The organism is Nioella ostreopsis, from assembly GCF_004000255.1.
Taxonomy (GTDB): domain Bacteria; phylum Pseudomonadota; class Alphaproteobacteria; order Rhodobacterales; family Rhodobacteraceae; genus Nioella; species Nioella ostreopsis.
The window spans coordinates 46,853-65,958 of the sequence record NZ_RCIQ01000015.1; the positions used below are offsets into that span (position 1 = coordinate 46,853).

The following is a 19,106-nucleotide window of genomic DNA, read 5'->3' on the forward strand; positions in this document are numbered from 1 at the left end:
CCATGGATTTCGCAACTCTCATCCAGCTTCTCGACAGTTCCATCCGGCTGGCCACACCGCTGCTGCTGGCTTGTCTGGCGGGGCTCTATTCCGAACGCGCCGGGATTTTCGACATCGGTCTTGAAGGCAAGATCCTGATCTCGGCCTTCTTCTCCGCCTCGATCGCCTTCACCACCGGCAATGTCTGGCTTGGCCTGTTGGCGGGCATCGCCTCATCGATGGTGTTTGCCCTGCTGCACGGGGTGGCGTCGATCACCTTCCGGGGCAACCAACTGATTTCCGGCGTGGCGATCAACTTCCTTGCCGCGGGCATGACGGTGGTGGTCAGCGACAGCTGGTTCTCGCTTGGCGGTCGGACACCGCAGCTGGAGACCTCGGGCCGGTTCCAGAACATCACCCTGCCCTTCGCGGAACAGCTGCAGGGCGTGCCGATCCTCGGGCCGATCTATCACGATCTGATCTCGGGCCATTCGATCCTCGTCTATGCCGCCTTCCTGATCGTGCCGCTGACCTGGTGGCTGCTTTATCGCACCCGGTTCGGCTTGCGTCTGCGCGCCGTTGGGGAAAACCCGGCGGCGGTGGATACGGCAGGCATCTCGGTGGTGCGGATGCGCTTTACGGCGGTGCTGATCTGCGGCGTGCTGTGCGGCATCGCGGGGGCCTATCTGTCGACCAGCCTGTCGGCGGGCTTCGTGCGAGAAATGAGCGCGGGCCGGGGCTTCATCGCGCTGGCGGCCCTGATCTTCGCCAAATGGCGGCCGTGGTATGCGTTGATGGCCTGTTTGCTGTTCGGCCTTCTGGATGCGACGGGCAGCCTGTTCCAGAACATCAGACTTCTGGGGATCAGCGTGCCCGTGCAGTTCATGCAGGCACTGCCCTATATCCTGACCGTGGTCATTCTGGCCGGTTTCGTCGGCAAGGCCATTCCGCCGCGCGCCGGTGGTGAACCCTACGTGAAAGAACGCTGAGAGCCGCGTGAGGCGCGACAGGGAAGGATTTTGCAAAATCCTTCCCCCCGCCCGTTGAAAGGAAATGCCCATGTCGGATGTCGCCGCGCTTGTCGATCTGATCCAGTCCCGCGCCGGGCCCGACCCTGTTGCCATCGGCCTGATCCTCGGGTCCGGCCTCGGGCATCTGGCCGAAACCGTGGACGGCACCGCCATCGACTATGCCGACCTGCCGGGGTTTCCGCATGCGGGTGTTTCGGGTCACAATCCCAAGCTGGTCATCGGCGATCTGGAGGGCACGCGCGTCGCCGTCTTCGGGGGCCGCGCGCATTACTATGAAAGCGGACGGGGCGACGCGATGCGCCTGCCGCTGGAGGTGCTGACCGCGCTTGGGGCGGAGGCACTGATTGCCACCAATGCGGCAGGGTCGATGCGGTCCGACATCCAGCCCGGTGACCTGATGCTGTTGAATGATCACATCAACTTTTCCGGCCTCAACCCGCTGATCGGGGAACCTTCGGACCGGCGTTTCGTGCCGATGAAGGACGCCTATGATCCCGACATCCGGGCGGCGCTGAAGCAGGCGGCAGAGGACGAGGACATCGCCCTCGCCGAGGGTGTCTATGCCTGGTATTCCGGCCCGTCCTTCGAAACACCGGCCGAGATCCGCGCGATCCACATGCTTGGGGCGGACGCGGTCGGCATGTCCACGGTGCCGGAGGTGATCCTGGCCCGGTTCCTGGGCCTCAAGGCCGCCGCGATCTCGACCGTGACCAACATGGCAGCCGGTCTCAGCGACGAGGCGATCAGCCACGAACATACCAAGGCCATGGCCCCCCTTGGCGCCGCGAAACTGGAGAAGATCCTGCGCCGCTATCTGCGTCAACGCTGAGCCCGCCTGTTCCGATCTGTCGCAGGGCGGCCGGTGGATTCCGACCGATCACAGGCGTAAGGGGCGATATCCCCGCCGAAAGCCCCCACGCCTCATGCAGATCTACCTCCCCATAGCCGAAGTCAGCGTCAATGCCTTTCTGCTGCTTGGCATCGGCGGCGTGGTCGGCGTGCTGTCGGGCATGTTCGGTGTGGGGGGCGGGTTTCTGATCACGCCGCTGCTGTTCCTGGCGGGCATTCCGCCCGTGGTGGCCGTTGCGACCTCTGCCAACCAGATCGTGGCGTCGTCGATCTCTGGCGTCATCAGCCATTTCCAACGCCGCACCGTCGATATCCGGATGGGCTTGGTGCTGTTGGCGGGCGGGCTTCTGGGGTCGGCGCTAGGGGTGCAGGTGTTTGCAGCCTTGCGCGCGGTCGGTCAGGTCGATCTGCTGGTCCGGCTGTGCTACGTCGTTTTCCTGGGTGCGATCGGGGCGATGATGTTCGTCGAAAGCCTGAATGCCATCCGTGCCTCGAAACGCAAGGACGTCCAGGCCCCGGCCAAACGTCGCCAGCGCAACTGGATTCATTCGATGCCCTTCAAGATGCGGTTTCGCACCTCGGGGCTCTATATCTCGGCCCTGCCGCCGCTGCTGGTCGGCGGCGCGGTCGGCATTCTCTCTGCGATCATGGGCGTCGGCGGCGGGTTCATCATGGTGCCTGCGATGATCTATATCCTCGGGATGCCGACCAAGGTGGTGATCGGCACCTCGCTGTTTCAGATCATCTTCGTCACCGCCTTCACCACGCTGATGCATGCGATCAGCAGCCATTCGGTCGATATGGTTCTGGCGCTGCTGCTGATTTTCGGCGGGGTGCTCGGTGCGCAGGTGGGGGCCCGCATCGGGGTCAAGCTGAAGGCCGAGCAATTGCGGATTCTTCTGGCGCTGCTGGTGCTGGCGGTCAGCGTCAAGATCGGGCTGGAACTGGTCATACGCCCCGGCGAGCTCTACGGAATATCGGTCAATTTGGACTGAGCCGATTGGCACGCTGGCACTGGACGGATCGGGGCCAGTGATTCACTATGCTGACAGCAGCTTGCTGTTCCGATCTGTCGCACCCCCGCCGGGTGGGTTGATGTCTGGCCAATGAGGAATGCGGGCAGTAAGAGGTTTACAACCCCGAAAGGCATTTGTCAGACCATGCAAATCTACCTGCCCATTGCGGAAGTCAGTGTAAACGCTTTCCTTCTGCTTGGGCTCGGCGGTCTGGTCGGTATCCTGTCAGGCATGTTCGGGGTTGGCGGTGGCTTTCTGCTGACGCCACTTCTGTTCTTCATCGGCATCCCCCCCGCCGTCGCCGTCGCGACCGAGGCCAACCAGATCGTTGCCTCGTCCTTTTCCGGCGTTCTTGCGCATTTCAAGCGAAAGACGGTGGATCTCCGAATGGGGGTCGTGTTGTTGATCGGCGGCCTTGTGGGGGCCGCGCTCGGGGTGCAGGTGTTCAACGCGCTGCGCGCCATCGGTCAGGTCGATCTGCTGGTGCGGCTGTGCTACGTCGTCTTCCTTGGCATCATCGGCGCGCTGATGTTCGTCGAAAGCCTGGGGGCGATCCGCCGGTCAAAGGCCACCGCAGGCGCCCCGCCCCCGCGCCGCCACCATCGCGGCTGGATCCATACCCTGCCCTTCAAGATGCGCTTTCGCACCTCGGGGCTTTACCTGTCGGTCATTCCGCCGCTGATCGTCGGGCTTTGCGTGGGTGTGTTGGCTGCCATCATGGGTGTCGGCGGCGGCTTTATCATGGTGCCCGCGATGATCTATATTCTGGGCATGCCCACCAAAGTCGTTGTGGGCACGTCTCTGTTCCAGATCATTTTCGTCACCGCGTTTTCCACGCTTCTGCACGCCACCACGAACTACACGGTGGACATGATCCTTGCCGTCCTGCTGCTGATCGGCGGCGTCGTCGGCGCGCAGGTGGGTGCACGGATCGGCGTCAAGCTGAAGGCGGAACAACTGCGCATCCTGCTAGCGATCATGGTGCTTGCGGTATGCGGCAAACTGGCTTTCGACCTGCTGGTGCAGCCGTCGGAGCTTTTCACATTGGGGGCGGCGTCGGGACATTGAAACAGATCCTGCAGATACTGGCCCTTGTGCTGGCCCCGCTCGCTGCCACCGCGCAGGAGGAAACCGTCGTCGCTGGTCTCAGCCAGAACGAGGTGTCGATCACCGCGAATTTCAACGGCTCCGAGATCCTGATCTTCGGCGCGGTCCAGCGGTTTACCCCGCTGCCCGATGGCGATCCGCTGGAGGTGATCGTCACCATCGAAGGCCCCGACCGCCCGGTGACCGTCCGCCGGATGGACCGGCGCTATGGCATCTGGATGAACACTGAAGCGGTCGAGGTGGACGCGGCCCCGACATTCTACGCCGTGGCAACAACCAACCCGTTCCGCGACGTGATCAGCGATACCGAAGATCTGCGCCACCGCATCTCCATCCCCCGCGCGATCCGGGCCGTGGGCACCGAAACCGATCGCCAACGTGACTTCACCGATGCCGTGATCCGGATCCGGACCAACGAAGACCTGTATCAGGTTCTGGAAGGCTCTGTGACCCTGCGCAACGAAACGCTGTTCAACACCTCGTTCCGGATGCCTGCCAATCTGGTCGAGGGCGATTACACGGCGCGTATCTTCCTGACCCGCGGGCGCGAGGTGGTGTCCTCCTACGAGACCGACATCACCGTGCGCAAGGTCGGGCTGGAACGGATGATCTACACGCTCGCCCATGAACGGCCTCTGGTCTACGGACTGCTGTCGCTGGCCATCGCCATCGCGGCGGGCTGGCTGGCCTCTGCCGTCTTCCGCTACATCCGAATGGGTGGCTGATAGATGAACAGGGTCGACACGATCGAGGCGTTGGAGGCGCTTTATGACGCGCCGGTGCCCGCCTCGCTGACCAAGGTTGCTACCCGGATGACGCCGCTTTACCGGCAATGGATCGAGGCGGCGCGCTTCGTGGTACTGTCGACCGTGGGGCCGGAAGGCACCGATGGCAGCCCGCGCGGCGATGATGGCCCGGTGGTGCGGATCGTGGACGAGCGCACGCTCTGGCTGCCCGACTGGCGTGGCAACAACCGTATCGACAGCCTGCGCAACATCGTCCGCGACGGGCGCGTGAGCCTGATGTTCATGGTGCCGGGATCAACCAATGTGGTGCGCGTGAATGGGCACGCCGTGCTGACCGCTGACCCGGAGGTGACGGGCAGTTTCGAACAGCGCGGACAGCACCCGAAACTGGTGATCGTGGTGACGCTGGACGAGATGTATTTCCAATGCGCCAAGGCGATCATGCGCTCGGGTCTGTGGACCCGTGGCGACGACAGCGCCCTTGTGCCTTCGGCGGGCCAGTTCATCAAGGAACAGGACCGGGGTTTCGACGGCGAAACCTATGACGCCGCCTATCCCGAATACGCCAAGACCCGGATGTGGTAGCCGGCTCCGCAGCCCCTACCCCCGCCCGATGAAGGGCATCTTGTTGGCCATCACCGTGAGGCTCGGCACATTGGCCTCAAGCGGCAGGTTCGCCATGTACCAGACGGCTTCGGCCACGTCGCCCGCATCCATCACCGCCTCGGCCTTGATGCTGCCATCCGCCTGCCGCGCGCCTTGGGCGATGCCCTTGGTCATTTCGGTCGCGGCATTGCCGATGTCGAGTTGACCGGCACAAATCCCCAACTCTCGCCCGTCGAGATTGAGCGTCTTGGTCAGGCCCGAAACCCCATGCTTGGTGGTGGTGTAACAGACCGATCCGGGACGCGGCACATGGGCCGAGATAGAGCCATTGTTGATGATCCGCCCGCCCGCCGGATCCTGCCGCCGCATCTGCGCAAAGGCCGCGCGGGCGCAGAGGAACATGCCCGTCAGGTTCACATCCAGAACGGCGCGCCAATCGTCCAGGCTGATCTCGTCAATCGGCCCCGACGGCCCGAAGGCACCTGCGTTGTTGAACAGAACATCAAGCCGCCCGGCGCGGTCGGCGATCTGGCCGAAGGCCGCGTCAACCGCCGCCTCATCCGTCACGTCGCAGGGCAGCGCAATCGCCCGCTCATGTGCGCGGGCCAGGTCCTCCAGCGGGTCCGCCCGGCGGGCCAGCGCCGCCACCGTCCAGCCGCGATCAAGGAACAACTCCGCCACGGCCCTCCCGATCCCGGCGCTGGCCCCCGTCACGGCAATCACCTTGCTCATCCCGCGTCCTCCGCTTCCAGTGTCAGGGGCGCCACCGGCACCTCCAGATCATTCGTACCCAAGACCTCTTGCGGCTTGGACAGCATGTAGCGCGTGATCCAGATCAGCCGCTCTTCGGCGCGGGTGATGGCAACATAGGCCAGCCGTTTCCACAAGGCCTGACCGGCCTCGACCCGGCCCGCGCGGCTGGCGGCGTAGATGTCTGGCGCGAAGACCTGCACATCCTGCCACTGGGACCCTTGCGCCTTATGGATCGTCACCGCCGCCCCATGCAGGAAGGTGGCCCCCATGCGCGCGGCATAGGGGATGAACGGCTCCTCCTCGTCGGGCTTCTCGATCTTGACGATGGAGGCCGGCGACAATTGAGGGCTTTCGGCCCCCACCACATGCAGCCGCGAAAAGCCGGGCTTGCGGCCGGGGCCCATATAGACCACCTGCGCCCCCTTGATCAGCCCCCGCGCCTCCAGGTCGATGCGCTTCTTTCGGTGCTTCACGGGCAATTCGATCCCGTCACAGATCAGCGGCTCACCCGGCAGCAGCGCATCCTCGGGCGCGCCATGGGCCACGCGAAAGGCCCGGATCAGCCTAATCCGCGTGGCGTTGCGCCAGACCAGAACCGGGCTGCGCGCCATCAGGTCGCTATCGGCGCGGGGGGCGACAACCACGCGGCGGTCGCGACGGGCCGCATCCTCGATCATCCGCTCGAACTCGTGGAACTCCAGCGCCGGATCGCCGAGCGCATGGGCAAGATCGAGAATGGGATTGTCCGCCTCCTGCCGGTGAATGCGGCCAAGCACCAGGCGCGCGGGGTCCGGCAGCTTGTCGAACACCATCTCGCCCGACTGGCCGACCGGAGCCAGCTGTGCCGGATCACCGAACAGCACCAGCGTCGGAAAGATCTCCCGCAGATCATCGAACTGCTTCTGGTCCAGCATCGAGCTTTCATCGACAAACCCGATATCGAGCGGATCCTCGCGCCGCTTCCAGCCGGTGATGAAGTCCGAGCCACGCAGCCCCGCCGCCGCCAATGCCGCAGGCACCGATTTATGCGCGTCATAAACGGCCTTGGCCCGGTCCAGCGCCACATCGGTCAGCGCCTCGATCTCCGGCCGCTCGCCCTGCCCGGCCAGCCACTCGGCCACCTTCTCATATTCCGGGTCATAAACCGGCGTATACAGAATACGGTGAATGGTGGTCGCGGGCACACCGCGCCTGCGCAAAACGCTCGCGGCCTTGTTGGTGGGCGCCAGCACCGCCAGTGTCCGCCGCTCCCTGCGCCGCTTGCCTTCCCAGTCACCCGACACGAGGTCCACCCCCGCCGCGTCCAGCGCCTTCACCAGCTCGGCCAGCAGCATGGTCTTGCCGCTGCCCGCCTTGCCGATCACCGCCATGACCTGGGTCTTGTCTTCGCTGGCCGGCACCAGCGTCTCGGCATCCAGATCAACCCCCATGGACCGCAAGACCTCGGTCAACCGGTCATAGGCCGCGGCCTGATCTTCGGAATATGTAATGCTCTGCCCGGACATGCCCCGCACCCTAGGCAAAGCCATGCCCGGGCACCACGGCGAAAACGCCGGCCTCTTTCATCTTGGCAAAAATACCTCCGCCGGAGGCGTCCCGTCCGCGCCACCCGCGCGCGCCATCGACGGCAAACCGCCCTCTCCGATATCCCGTGGCAACGCGGGTCGAGGAGGGCCCCATCGGGGCCTGACGAGGCGCGCCCCCCGGGTGACCGCGCAAGCGGGCGCAATCCCCGCCGACAAAAAAACCGCCCCGGGGCTCCTCCTCCCCGGGGCGGCTTTGCTGGAGCAACCCTGCTTACGCGGTCGGACCGGCCTCCAGCACATCTTCCAACGTCACCAGCCCGGTACGCGGGGCCTGCACCAGCACCGACATATTGCCGGGCTTGTGCTCGTTGCGGCGCATCTTGGTATGGGCCGCCGGCAGCTCCGCCCAGGGGAAGACCTCGGACATGCAGGGATCGAGACGCCGTTCGCACATCAGCTTGTTGGCTGCCGCCGCCTGCTTGAGATGCGCAAAGTGGCTGCCCTGCAAACGCTTCTGGTGCATCCACATGTAACGCACGTCGAAGGTACAATTGAAGCCGGAGGTGCCTGCGCAGATCACAACCATACCGCCCTTCTTGCAGACCAGGGTCGAGACCGGGAAGGTCGCCTCGCCGGGATGCTCGAAGACGATATCGACATTGTTGCCCTTGCCGGTGATGTCCCAGATCGCCTTGCCGAACTTGCGGGCTTCCTTGAACCAGTCGGCATATTCCGGCGTGTTCACCGTGGGCAGCTGGCCCCAGCAATTGAAGTCCTTGCGGTTGATGACGCCCTTTGCCCCGAGATTCATCACGAACTCGCGCTTGTCCTCGTCCGAGATCACCGCAATCGCGTTTGCCCCGGCCGTATTGATCAGCTGGATCGCGTAGGACCCCAGGCCGCCGGATGCGCCCCAGACCAGAACGTTCTGACCGGGCTTCAGCTCATGCGGGTGGTGGCCGAACAGCATCCGGTAGGCGGTGGCCAGCGTCAGCGTGTAGCATGCGCTCTCTTCCCAGGTCAGGTGCTTGGGGCGCGGCATCAGCTGCTGCGCCTGCACATTGGTGAACTGCGCGAAGGAGCCATCGGGCGTCTCATAGCCCCAGATCCGCTGCGAGGTGGAGAACATCGGGTCGCCGCCGTTGCATTCCTCATCGTCGCCATCGTCCTGGTTGCAGTGGATCACGACCTCGTCGCCCACTTTCCAGCGGGTGACCTTGTCGCCCACGGCCCAGACAATGCCCGACGCATCGGACCCCGCGATGTGATAGGGCGCGCCATGTCCGTCGAAGGGGCTGATCGGAACGCCGAGACCCGCCCAGACCCCGTTGTAGTTTACGCCTGCGGCCATCACCAGAACCAGCACTTCCTGGCTGTCGAGCTTGGGCACATCGACGATCTCGACCTCAAAGGCCTTGTCCGGCTCGCCATGACGTTCCCGCCGGATGGTCCAGGCGTACATTTTCTTCGGTACGAACCCCATCGGGGGGATTTCGCCCATCTCGTACAGGTCTTTTTCGGGCGCGTCGTAGCTGGCGATCGCGGGGTTGCTGTCCAAGGCCATCAGCTCCTCCAGGATGTTTTTTCTGCGGCGCGGAATCATTCCGTGCTCATGCAGAAAGTCCTAATAAGGCCCGCGCAACTATGCAACCCGAAATTGGGGTGTTTGTGAAATATTATGTCGCGGAGGATTTTTGGGGCAGGATTTCCCCAGGAAACTCCCCCAGGATTGGGCTGACAGACCGCGCATAGAACGCCACCAACCGCTCGCCCTCGTCGGTCAGGGCAAAGCTGTCTCCCTGCAACTGCAGCACGCGACGCCCCTGAAGGGTCTTCAACGCCGCCTCGATCGTGTAGGGAAGATCGCGTTTCGGAAGGAACACCGGCGCCCCCGCGGCCAGCGCCCTTTCGAAGCGCTCCTCTATGGCCGGCAACAGCGCCTCCTGGCTGCGAATGCCGCTGGCCATGGCATGGGCGATCACCGGGAAGGGCACGACCGGCATCACCGACCCGATCCGGTCCATCAGATCCTGCCCAAGCGTTTCCGCATGACCTTCGTGGTCCTTAATGAACTGCGCAAGGCTCATCGGTTCGCCAAAGCTGACCGCCGCCATGCCGAAGCGGCTGGCCTGCCGGGTCAGTCTTTGCCAGATCAGCAGGCGCAGATAGCGAAAGATCGGCTTCAGCGAGAAACGGAAGCCGCGACCGCCCTCGGCATGGATCAGATTGCGGTCTTCCATGACGCGATCATAATTGATCGCCACCGGCACAAAGACCACATCGCGGCTTTCACCGGGGCGGAACCCGTCTATGATGTAGGACAAAAGACCCAGCTTGGGGTCGCGCAGCGCGCCGGTCCGGGTCAACCCGCCTTCGGGGAACACCGCCTGCGTCACCCCCGCCTCTGTCGCCATCTGGACATAGCGCGCCAGCACCTTGCGATAGAGCGGGTTGTTGTGACGGCGGCGAATGAAGTAGCCGCCAAGCATTCGGATCAGCGGCTGCAGGGGCCAGACCCGCGCCCATTCGCCTACGGCATAAGCCAGGGCGCTGCGGTCGGCGGCCAGCCATGTGACCAGCACGTAATCCATGTTCGACCGGTGATTCATCACGAAGATCACCGTCTTGTCCTTGCCGATCCCTTCCAGCGCGGCGGCATTCGCCGCCCCCACCCGCACCCGATACAGGGACCGGGACAGGAAACGCGCGGCGCGAATGGCGAAGGCGAAATAGGTGAAGGCCGAGAACGACGGCACAATCTCGCGCGCATAGCGTTCTGCGGTCTGTGCAGCCACGTCTTCGCGAATGCCCCTTTCCCGCGCATAGGCCAGCACCGCCTTGGCGACCTCCGGGTCATAACGCAGTCGCAGGATCGTGTCGCGGCGGCGGGCCAGCTTGAACGGTTGGATGGGATAGGACAGTTTCTGGTTCAGCCGTTCTACCGCGCGTTCCAGTCGGCGGCGCAGATACCAGCGAACCGATGGCATCAGGATCCGGTCCAACGCCGTGACCGCCGCAAAAAGCAGCACCAGAATCAGCAGCCACGCCGGAACTTGGATCATGTTCGTCATCAGGGGGACGGTGGCAGGAAACGCGGAGCGCTTCAATCGGGCTTGTGCAGGTCAGGGGGTTGACCGTGGCCCCGCGCCCTCAGCTAGACTGCCCTTGATCAGGAGGACAGATATGCCCAAACCCGACCTCGACAGCGCCTATGAGCTTGGTGGCAAGGAAGAGACCCGCGAATTCTACAAGGAATGGGCGGACAGCTATGATCAGACCTTCGCCGAGGACCGCGGCTATCGATCCCCGGGCGAGGTTGCGCGCCGGTTTCTTGCATCGGCAAAGGGGAATGAACCGGTGCTGGATGTGGGCGCGGGCACTGGTCTGATCGGTGAGGCCATGGCGGGTGTGCAGATCGACGCGCTGGATCTGTCGCCGGACATGCTGGCGGTTGCGGGCCGCAAGGGCGTCTATCGCAACCTGATCACCGCCGATCTGACCGGGCCGCTGGATATCGAGACTGCCAGCTATGGCGGCATCGTATCGTCCGGCACATTCACCCATGGCCATGTTGGGCCCGTCTGCCTGCCGGAACTGATGCGCATTGCGCGGCCCGGCGCGCTGTTCGTCTGCACCGTGATCCCTGAAGTCTATGACAGCGCCGGGTTCGGGTCCGCATTGGCTCAGCTTGTGGCGAATGGGCAAATCACGCCGATCCGCTTTCATGACTTCAGGATCTACGACAAGGCCGATGATGCCCATGGCGATGAACACGGGCTGATCATGGAGTTTCACCGGCTCTGACCAACCAATGCAGATGCAGAATAGCAGCGCAGCATCTTTTCCGGTCTCGCCGCAATGCAGCGAGTTGACGGCGCATTAAAATTCCCGATATACCCGGCCTGACGAAATAAGATTACCGATCCGGATTCGGAGGCCGCTCATGACCGCGACGCAAAAAGACCGCCCCTGGCTCATTCGCACCTATGCGGGCCACTCGACTGCCAAGGCCTCGAACGCGCTTTATCGCGGCAACCTTGCCAAGGGGCAGACGGGCCTGTCGGTGGCCTTCGACCTGCCCACCCAAACGGGGTATGACAGCGACCACGAACTGGCGCGCGGCGAGGTCGGCAAGGTCGGCGTTCCGGTCTGCCATCTGGGCGACATGCGGGCGCTCTTCGACCAGATCCCGCTGGAACAGATGAACACCTCGATGACGATCAACGCCACCGCGCCGTGGCTCTTGTCGCTCTATATCGCGGTGGCCGAGGAACAGGGCGCGGACATCTCTAAGCTTCAGGGCACCGTGCAGAACGACCTGATCAAGGAATACCTCAGCCGCGGCACCTATGTCTGCCCGCCTGCGCCAAGTCTGAAGATGATCGCGGATGTGGCGGAATACTGCTACACCAACGTGCCGAAATGGAACCCGATGAACGTGTGTTCCTATCACCTGCAGGAGGCCGGGGCGACGCCCGAGCAGGAGCTGGCCTTTGCGCTGGCGACCGGCATCGCGGTTTTGGACGCGCTGCAACCCCGTGTCCCAGCCGAAGATTTCCCGGCGCTCTGCGGGCGGATTTCCTTCTTCGTGAATGCGGGCATCCGCTTCGTGACCGAGATGTGCAAGATGCGCGCCTTCGTGGACCTGTGGGACGAGATTCTGCTGGAGCGCTATGGCGTCGAGGACGCCAAGTTCCGCCGCTTCCGCTATGGGGTGCAGGTGAACTCCCTCGGCCTGACCGAGCAACAGCCGGAAAACAACGTCTACCGTATTCTCATCGAGATGCTGGCAGTCACGCTGTCGAAAAAGGCCCGCGCCCGTGCTGTGCAGCTCCCTGCCTGGAACGAGGCGCTTGGCCTGCCGCGCCCTTGGGACCAGCAATGGTCGATGCGGATGCAGCAGATCATGGCGTTTGAAACCGACCTTTTGGAATATGGCGATCTGTTCGACGGCAACCCCGTGGTGGATGCCAAGGTCGAGGCTCTGAAAGACGGCGCGCGGGCGGAACTGGCCAATCTGGACAGCATGGGCGGGGCAATTGCCGCCATCGACTACATGAAGGGCCGGTTGGTCGAATCCAATGCCGATCGGGTGAACGGGATCGAGCGGGGAGATACCGTTGTTATCGGTGTGAATAAGTACACGGAAACCGAGCCGTCGCCGCTCATGGACGCGGATGGCGGGATCATGACCGTCGATCCCGGCGTGGAGGCCGACCAGATCGACCGCCTGAACGACTGGCGCTCCGACCGGGACAATGAGGCTGTCAACTCGGCACTGGACGCCCTACGGGCCGCCGCCTCTGCCGGAGACAACATCATGCCCGCCTCCATCGCCGCGGCAAAAGCCGGGGCCACCACCGGCGAATGGGCCGGCGTCATGCGCGTCGTCCATGGCGAATATCGCGGGCCCACAGGCGTATCCCGCGCCGTGTCGAACAAGACGGAAGGGCTGGAGGATATCCGCGATGCGGTGGATGCGGTTTCGGACAGCCTCGGGCGTCGTCTGAAATTCCTTGTCGGCAAACCGGGCCTCGATGGCCATTCCAATGGCGCGGAACAAATCGCATTCCGCGCCCGCGATTGCGGGATGGATATTTCTTACGAAGGCATTCGCCTGTCGCCGCAACAGATCGTGGATGCCGCCAAGGCCGAAGATCCGCATGTGATCGGTCTGTCGATCCTGTCGGGCAGCCATATTCCGCTGATCAGGGATGTGATGGCCAGATTGCAGGCCGAGGGGCTCGGGCATATTCCGGTAATGGTGGGCGGCATCATTCCGGAAGAGGATGAAAAGGCCCTGCTTTCCAGCGGCGTGGCACGGGTTTACACGCCCAAGGATTTCGAGCTGAACCGCATCATGATGGATATCGTACAGCTCGTCGCGCCCCCTGTTGCCGCTGCGGAATAAGCAGACCTGTCCAATTGGACAGTATGGCCTGCCCATTCAAAGGAATGGTTATTAACTATTGCCCCAGGGGCACCTGTACTTTTGGACAGGTGCCCCTATTTTATATTGAATACGCAGTTTCAGGTAATTAACACGGTAATTAGTCACACTCGGGAGAACTTAAAAATGGCAATCGACCTCGATTCGATGTCCAAAGAAGAATTGCAATCGCTCAAAAAGAATGTCGACAAGGCTCTGGCAAGCTTTGAAAAGCGGCAACGGGAAGCAGCCCTTGCCGCCGCCCAGAAAGCCGCGCAGGAACATGGCTTTTCGCTGGACGAGATCCTTGGCAAGAAAGCCGCCGGGAAAACCTCCGTCCCGAAATACCGCAACCCCGATGACGCATCCCAAACCTGGAGCGGCCGTGGACGCCAGCCGGCCTGGTACAAAAGCGCCATCAATGCTGGCACCGATCCGTCCGATCTGGAAATCTGAGTCACGGATCATTCCTGATTGATCAACACCCCGGGCCTTTCAATGAATTGGCCCGGGGTGTTGCGTTTCCAAGCCTGCGGAAAATGATCTTTCATCTTTCCTCACCCCTGGACCTCGGGCAAAGTGGCGTCAGTCACATACAGGGTTTCCAATGACCATTCATATCAGCGCCGCCCCCGGAGAGATCGCAGAAACCGTCCTGATGCCAGGGGACCCCTTGCGCGCCAAATGGGCAGCAGAAACATTTCTGGACGATCCGGTCTGCGTGAACGAAACGCGCGGGATGCTTGGCTTTACCGGTTATTGGAATGGCAACCGTGTCACCATTCAGGGATCAGGCATGGGCATGCCGAGCCTGTCGATCTACGCCAATGAACTGATCCGAGACTATGGGGCCAGGACGCTCATCCGGATCGGATCCGCAGGCGGAATGCAACCGCAGGTGAAACTGCGCGATGTTGTTCTTGCAATGACAAGCTCATCGCTTTCCACACCGTCACGCGGCATCTTCAAGGAATTGAACTACGCCCCCTGCGCGGATTACGGGCTGCTTCAGGCGGCCTATGCCGCCGCCCAGAAGCTGGATTGCGGGGTGCATGTGGGCGGGATCTATTCGTCGGATGTATTTTATGATGAACGGCCCGACCTGAACGAACAGATGACCCGCCACGGAATTCTGGCGGTCGAGATGGAAGCGGCGGAACTCTACGTGCTGGCTGCCCGCTACGGCTGCCGGGCGCTTGCGGTTCTGACGATTTCGGACCACCTGCAAACGCATGAGGCCCTGCCGGCGTCAGACCGGCAGTCGAGCTTTGCGGATATGGTGCAGATCGCTCTGGAAGCGGCCTTTGCCTGACGCACGAAGGCTTTCTTGACAAAAGCCTTCGGGTCCGGCGCGGACGGGGGCCGTGTTCACAACCCCCTGCCCGCGCTGATCAGATCACGACCACGTCGAGCGGCGGGAAGCCGTTGAAGCCGATCGAGGCGTAGGTCGAGGTATAGGCCCCACAATTGCGGATCACGATCCGGTCGCCCGATTGCAGGCTGAGCGGCAGGAAGACCGGGCGCTTTTCGTAAAGCACATCGGCGCTGTCACAGGAGGGGCCTGCCAGAATGCAGGGGCCCATGGCGTCATCGCCATCCCGTTCGGTGATGAACTGGTAGCGGATCGCTTCATCCATGGTCTCGGCAAGGCCCGAGAACTTGCCAATGTCGAGAAACACCCAACGGTGCAGGTCCGTGCGCGCCTTGCGCGACACCAGCAGCACTTCGGCCGCGATGGCACCGGCCTCGGCCACGAGACCGCGGCCCGGCTCCGCCATGATCTGAGCGACATCGCCGAAGCGGTCGGCAATCAGGCGGCGCACTTCTGCGCCATAGACTTCCGGCCCATCCACTTCTTCACCATAAAAGGCCGGGAAACCGCCGCCGATGTTCAGCACACGGGGCGAGAACCCGGCCTTCTGCAACGCGCGCCAGCTGCCAGCGACCTCATCGAGGATACCCGCCCACATAGAGGCCCGGCGGGTCTGGGACCCCACATGGAAGGACAGGCCAACCGGGTCGAGCCCCAGCATCACGGCATGTTGGAACAGATGCAGCAGGTTGGTCCGGGCACAGCCGAACTTGCGGGTCAGCGGCCAGTCGGCTTCGGAAAATTCAACGATCAGGCGGATATAGACCTGCGCGCCGGGGGCGTGGGCCGCGATCTTTTCCAGCTCTTCTTCCGCATCGGCTGCGAACAGGCGAATGCCCTGCGCGTAGGCATAGGCGATGTCGGCGGGTTTCTTGACGGTGTTACCGAAAGAGATGTGGTCCGGCGATGCCCCCTGGTCCAGGCACAGCTCCACCTCGGCGCGGCTTGCAGCATCAAAGCCAGAGCCAAGCGACACGAGACGCGCAATGATTTCCGGGGCCGGGTTGGCCTTTACAGCGTAGTGAATATGCGCATCGCCAAGCCCACGGGACAGGGCAGCATAGCGATCGGCCACCGCCTCGGTGTCGATCACGAGGGTCGGGCGCTCGAAGCGGTTCGCTGCAATGAAGGTCTCGGCACGGGATCGTGCGGCGACGGCAATAGAATCCGAGAAATCGGTCAACATAGCGGTCATGGTCATCTCCAACAGACCTGGCCCATCAAAGGGCGGCAAAGTTCCAGTTCGGAGACGTTACCGTCGCTACGTAACTGCGGCGGTCGAAACCACCCATGACAGAGGCGCGTGCGTTGGCGTCTTGTGACGGCGCATTTGGGGCTTTTGCCGAGTCATTGCAAGAAATTTATTGGTCACGGCAGAAGTTTTTTCGGCGCAGATCCGACGCAGTTTTGATCAAGTTTTCAAGGGCAGGCCGATCTCAGACCCCATGGCTTCGATCATAGCCGTTCACAGGCGGCGACACCCAATCGTCGGTCGCGTCCGTATCGAAGACCTCCACCAGCAGCGGATAACACGCCGCCGTGTCTGAAGAATGCTCCGAACTGCAATCGCCCCCCGGGCAGGCAGACAGCCCGCCAAGCAGGTCGATCTCTGCCACGAAGTCCAGATGATCGCCGGGGCGCACGGGGCTGGCCTTCATGAAGTACTGCCCGGTGTCGCGGGTGAAGCCAGTACACATGAAAACGTTTAAGACATCGTGAACAAGCGGCTCGGCCTCCGCCACGGTCATCCCGGTTTCGGCAGCCAAAGCCCGGGTCAGGTTGGAATGGCAGCAATGGTGATACTGCCCGCCCGCCAGCAGGTTATGCGTATAGGGATCGCAGCGGGTGCCGATCACGTCATGGACGGACCCGCCATAGGCATCCATGCCGTACCAGTTCAGGCTGTCTTCCAGGATCGTCGCCATCGGCCGAAGCCCCGGAAAAGACGACCAGAGCCGATCCCCCGTCGTCACATGCGTGCCATGCAAGGCCCTTGTTTTCCCTGAATAAAATCGCTCCGTCAGATCATGCATATTCCACAGGTTCAAATCCCCCACCTGCGGACCCTCGACCGAGGAAATCCGGAACGCCTGCCCCGCCTTCACCCGAAAACAGGCCCCGTCGCGCGGCGGCGTCAGAACCTCAGCCACTTTCTTCCAGCCCTGGGTCGCGCGGGTCGCCACAGCCGGGTCAAGACGGGGAAGGGTGTCATTGGGGTAGCAGATCACCGGGGCAATGGCCTTGCGGGCGTCGGCATCGGCGGGTGCGCTCATGGGTCTCTCCTGATCGTCGAAAACAGGGGGGTGCCCCCTGTACACCCTGCGTACACCCCCCGTGCACCCCCTGTACAGCCGCGACGCCCCGATCCGGACCGCGCCCGCTCTTTCATCTTGGCCCAAATACCTCGGGGGAGTCGCCGCAGGCGGCGGGGGCGGAGCCCCCATTCGCGGCCCGCAAGGGCCGCGCGGGTCGACGCCGAAGGCGGCGAAATCCCGGTCACGTCACAGCGCCTCGCCCACAACCTTGCCCGAAAAGATGCAGCCGCCCAGAAACGTCCCTTCCAGCGCGTTGTAGCCGTGATAGCCGCCACCGCCGAAGCCTGCCACCTCCCCCGCCGACCACAATCCCGGCAGCACCGTGCCATCGCTGCGCAGCACCCGGCCTGCAAGGTCGGTGTGAATCCCGCCAAGCGATTTCCGCGTCAGCACATTCAGCCGCACCCCGATCAGCGGCCCGGCTTTGGGGTCGAGGATGCGGTGCGGCTTTGCCGTGCGGATCAGCCTGTCGCCCAGATAACCGCGCGCGCCCCGGATCGCGGTCACCTGCGCATCCTTTGCGACCTTGTTCGCAATCTGCCGATCACGGTCCTCGATCTGCCTGCGAATATGATCAAACGACAACTCCGGGCCGGGATTGATGCGGTTCATCCCCGCCACCAGATCCTCCAACCCGCCCGCCACGACGAAATCTTCGCCCTTGTCCTTGAACGCCTCGACCGCCTGCGTCGCGCCTTTGCCGAGTCGTTCCCTTAAGACCGCCCGCCAACGGCCCGATGTCAGGTCGGGGTTCTGTTCCGACCCCGACAGGGCAAACTCCTTTTCGATGATCTTCTGGGTCAGGATGAACCAGCTATGGGACTGCCCCGTGGACAGGATGCGTTTCAGGGTGCCGAGCGTGTCGAAGCCGGGGAAGAATGGCGCCTGCATCCGGTCGCCATTGGCATCGAACCAGAGCGAGGAGGGCCCGGGCAGGATGCGGATGCCGTGGTTCGGCCAGATCGGATCCCAGTTTCGCAGCCCCTCGCAATAGTGCCACATGCGGTCCTTGTTGATGACGGCCGCGCCCGCGCGCTCGGCCACCAGTTGCATCTGCCCGTCCACGTAGTCCGGCACGCCGGACACCATCTGCTCGGGCGGCATCCCCAACCGGTCACGGGGCCAGTAATCCCGCACCAATTCGTGATTGCCGCCAATGCCGCCACTGGTCAGCACCACGGCCCCGGCGCGCAGGGTGAACTCTCCCTCCACCTGGCGATTGGTCGGGGCGCCGCGCGGGGCGTTGTCTTCAGCCAGCGTGACGCCATGAACGCCCTGTACCTCGTCGCCCTCGATGATCAGCCCGGTCACCCGGTGGCGGAACTGCAGCTTGATCCTGTCATGGGCGCGGATGCGGTCCGCGTAGGGCCTGACCACGCCCGTTCCCGTGCCCCATGTGATGTGAAACCGCGGAATGGAATTGCCATGCCCGCCCGCCAGCGCGCCGCCGCGTTCGGCCCATCCCACCACGGGAAACCAGCGCATCCCAAGCCCGTGCAGGTAAGACCGCATCGGGCCAGCGGCGAAATCCAGATAGGCCTCGGCCCATTGACGCGGCATGTCATCCACTGCCCGATCAAACTGCGCGGATCCCATCCAGTCGGCGCGGGCCAGATCGCGGCTGTCCCTCAGGCCAAGCCGGCGCTGTTCGGGGGTGTTCACCATGAAGAGCCCGCCAAGGCTCCACCAGGCCTGCCCGCCGAGCGATTGCGGCCCCTCCTGATCGAGCAGGATCACGCTGCGCCCACGCTCCGCCGCGTGCCAGGCCGCGACCATGCCAGCCAGCCCGCCGCCCACGACGATCACATCTGCGTCCATTCCCCGTCCTCCCGTCCGACACGCTACCCCGGACCTGCGGTTTCGCAAATCGCCAAGTT

General features: G+C 63.3%; 17 protein-coding genes. 10 read left to right on the plus strand and 7 right to left on the minus strand.

The window, feature by feature from the left end:
* Nucleotides 1-2: 2 nt before the first annotated feature.
* The 6 genes from EP237_RS15450 to EP237_RS15475 all read left to right on the plus strand — a co-directional run bounded on the left by EP237_RS15450 (nt 3) and on the right by EP237_RS15475 (nt 5,313).
* The gene (locus tag EP237_RS15450) at nt 3-968 is read left to right on the plus strand and encodes an ABC transporter permease (RefSeq protein ID WP_127561804.1); all 966 of its coding nucleotides are present in this window, start codon (nt 3-5) and stop codon (nt 966-968) included.
* A gap of 70 nt (nt 969-1,038) precedes the next feature.
* A complete protein-coding gene (locus EP237_RS15455; RefSeq protein WP_127561805.1) occupies nt 1,039-1,839 on the plus strand; it encodes a purine-nucleoside phosphorylase in 801 nt (266 codons plus the stop codon).
* Between the two features lie 94 nt (nt 1,840-1,933).
* Nucleotides 1,934-2,854, plus strand: coding sequence for a sulfite exporter TauE/SafE family protein (locus EP237_RS15460; protein ID WP_127561806.1), 921 nt, complete (start codon nt 1,934-1,936; stop codon nt 2,852-2,854).
* A gap of 165 nt (nt 2,855-3,019) precedes the next feature.
* A complete protein-coding gene (locus EP237_RS15465; protein WP_127561807.1) occupies nt 3,020-3,943 on the plus strand; it encodes a sulfite exporter TauE/SafE family protein in 924 nt (307 codons plus the stop codon).
* Nucleotides 3,940-4,707, plus strand: coding sequence for a TIGR02186 family protein (locus EP237_RS15470; protein ID WP_240661662.1), 768 nt, complete (start codon nt 3,940-3,942; stop codon nt 4,705-4,707). The genes EP237_RS15465 and EP237_RS15470 overlap by 4 nt, the downstream gene beginning before the upstream one ends.
* A 3-nt stretch (nt 4,708-4,710) precedes the next feature.
* Complete coding sequence (locus tag EP237_RS15475; protein WP_127561809.1) at nt 4,711-5,313, plus strand: pyridoxamine 5'-phosphate oxidase family protein; 603 nt, start codon at nt 4,711-4,713, stop codon at nt 5,311-5,313.
* Nucleotides 5,314-5,328: 15 nt separating this feature from the next.
* Here EP237_RS15475 and EP237_RS15480 read toward each other — a convergent pair whose 3' ends face one another.
* The 4 genes from EP237_RS15480 to EP237_RS15495 form a co-directional block, all read right to left on the minus strand.
* Nucleotides 5,329-6,066, minus strand: coding sequence for an SDR family oxidoreductase (locus tag EP237_RS15480; RefSeq protein ID WP_127561810.1), 738 nt, complete (start codon nt 6,064-6,066; stop codon nt 5,329-5,331).
* Nucleotides 6,063-7,592 (minus strand): ATP-dependent DNA helicase, encoded by a 1,530-nt coding sequence (locus EP237_RS15485; protein WP_127561811.1) that lies wholly within the window; start codon nt 7,590-7,592, stop codon nt 6,063-6,065. The genes EP237_RS15480 and EP237_RS15485 overlap by 4 nt, the downstream gene beginning before the upstream one ends.
* 292 nt (nt 7,593-7,884) lie before the next feature.
* Complete coding sequence (ccrA, locus tag EP237_RS15490) at nt 7,885-9,177, minus strand: crotonyl-CoA carboxylase/reductase (RefSeq protein ID WP_127561812.1); 1,293 nt, start codon at nt 9,175-9,177, stop codon at nt 7,885-7,887.
* Between the two features lie 112 nt (nt 9,178-9,289).
* Nucleotides 9,290-10,684, minus strand: coding sequence for a 1-acyl-sn-glycerol-3-phosphate acyltransferase (locus tag EP237_RS15495; RefSeq protein ID WP_127561813.1), 1,395 nt, complete (start codon nt 10,682-10,684; stop codon nt 9,290-9,292).
* 112 nt (nt 10,685-10,796) lie between these two features.
* Here EP237_RS15495 and EP237_RS15500 point away from each other — a divergent pair, with 112 nt between their 5' ends.
* The 4 genes from EP237_RS15500 to deoD all read left to right on the plus strand — a co-directional run bounded on the left by EP237_RS15500 (nt 10,797) and on the right by deoD (nt 14,854).
* Nucleotides 10,797-11,417: a class I SAM-dependent DNA methyltransferase gene (locus tag EP237_RS15500; protein WP_164744724.1), complete on the plus strand. Its 621-nt coding sequence runs from the start codon at nt 10,797-10,799 to the stop codon at nt 11,415-11,417.
* Nucleotides 11,418-11,556: 139 nt separating this feature from the next.
* A complete protein-coding gene (locus tag EP237_RS15505; RefSeq protein ID WP_127561815.1) occupies nt 11,557-13,524 on the plus strand; it encodes a protein meaA in 1,968 nt (655 codons plus the stop codon).
* A gap of 165 nt (nt 13,525-13,689) precedes the next feature.
* Nucleotides 13,690-13,998, plus strand: a complete 309-nt coding sequence (locus tag EP237_RS15510; protein WP_127561816.1) for an H-NS histone family protein — start codon at nt 13,690-13,692, stop codon at nt 13,996-13,998.
* 151 nt (nt 13,999-14,149) lie between these two features.
* On the plus strand, nt 14,150-14,854 hold the full coding sequence (gene deoD, locus EP237_RS15515) for a purine-nucleoside phosphorylase (RefSeq protein ID WP_127561817.1): 705 nt from the start codon (nt 14,150-14,152) through the stop codon (nt 14,852-14,854).
* Between the two features lie 79 nt (nt 14,855-14,933).
* On the opposite strand, the gene EP237_RS15520 is transcribed toward deoD, so the two are convergent.
* The 3 genes from EP237_RS15520 to EP237_RS15530 all read right to left on the minus strand — a co-directional run bounded on the left by EP237_RS15520 (nt 14,934) and on the right by EP237_RS15530 (nt 19,047).
* Complete coding sequence (locus EP237_RS15520) at nt 14,934-16,109, minus strand: type III PLP-dependent enzyme (RefSeq protein ID WP_127561818.1); 1,176 nt, start codon at nt 16,107-16,109, stop codon at nt 14,934-14,936.
* A gap of 241 nt (nt 16,110-16,350) precedes the next feature.
* Complete coding sequence (locus EP237_RS15525; RefSeq protein ID WP_127561819.1) at nt 16,351-17,187, minus strand: urea carboxylase-associated family protein; 837 nt, start codon at nt 17,185-17,187, stop codon at nt 16,351-16,353.
* A gap of 228 nt (nt 17,188-17,415) precedes the next feature.
* Nucleotides 17,416-19,047 carry an FAD-binding dehydrogenase gene (locus EP237_RS15530; protein ID WP_127561820.1) on the minus strand — a complete coding sequence of 544 codons (1,632 nt, stop codon included), beginning with the start codon at nt 19,045-19,047 and terminating at the stop codon, nt 17,416-17,418.
* Nucleotides 19,048-19,106: the final 59 nt, after the last annotated feature.

Coding starts and splice junctions, on each gene's coding strand:
- EP237_RS15450 (WP_127561804.1), top strand. CDS start 3: ATGGATTTCGCAACTCTCATCCAGCTTCTCGACAGTTCCATCCGGCTG.
- EP237_RS15455 (WP_127561805.1), top strand. CDS start 1,039: ATGTCGGATGTCGCCGCGCTTGTCGATCTGATCCAGTCCCGCGCCGGG.
- EP237_RS15460 (WP_127561806.1), top strand. CDS start 1,934: ATGCAGATCTACCTCCCCATAGCCGAAGTCAGCGTCAATGCCTTTCTG.
- EP237_RS15465 (WP_127561807.1), top strand. CDS start 3,020: ATGCAAATCTACCTGCCCATTGCGGAAGTCAGTGTAAACGCTTTCCTT.
- EP237_RS15475 (WP_127561809.1), top strand. CDS start 4,711: ATGAACAGGGTCGACACGATCGAGGCGTTGGAGGCGCTTTATGACGCG.
- EP237_RS15480 (WP_127561810.1), bottom strand. CDS start 6,066: ATGAGCAAGGTGATTGCCGTGACGGGGGCCAGCGCCGGGATCGGGAGG.
- EP237_RS15485 (WP_127561811.1), bottom strand. CDS start 7,592: ATGTCCGGGCAGAGCATTACATATTCCGAAGATCAGGCCGCGGCCTAT.
- ccrA (WP_127561812.1), bottom strand. CDS start 9,177: ATGGCCTTGGACAGCAACCCCGCGATCGCCAGCTACGACGCGCCCGAA.
- EP237_RS15495 (WP_127561813.1), bottom strand. CDS start 10,684: ATGACGAACATGATCCAAGTTCCGGCGTGGCTGCTGATTCTGGTGCTG.
- EP237_RS15500 (WP_164744724.1), top strand. CDS start 10,797: ATGCCCAAACCCGACCTCGACAGCGCCTATGAGCTTGGTGGCAAGGAA.
- EP237_RS15505 (WP_127561815.1), top strand. CDS start 11,557: ATGACCGCGACGCAAAAAGACCGCCCCTGGCTCATTCGCACCTATGCG.
- EP237_RS15510 (WP_127561816.1), top strand. CDS start 13,690: ATGGCAATCGACCTCGATTCGATGTCCAAAGAAGAATTGCAATCGCTC.
- deoD (WP_127561817.1), top strand. CDS start 14,150: ATGACCATTCATATCAGCGCCGCCCCCGGAGAGATCGCAGAAACCGTC.
- EP237_RS15520 (WP_127561818.1), bottom strand. CDS start 16,109: ATGACCGCTATGTTGACCGATTTCTCGGATTCTATTGCCGTCGCCGCA.
- EP237_RS15525 (WP_127561819.1), bottom strand. CDS start 17,187: ATGAGCGCACCCGCCGATGCCGACGCCCGCAAGGCCATTGCCCCGGTG.
- EP237_RS15530 (WP_127561820.1), bottom strand. CDS start 19,047: ATGGACGCAGATGTGATCGTCGTGGGCGGCGGGCTGGCTGGCATGGTC.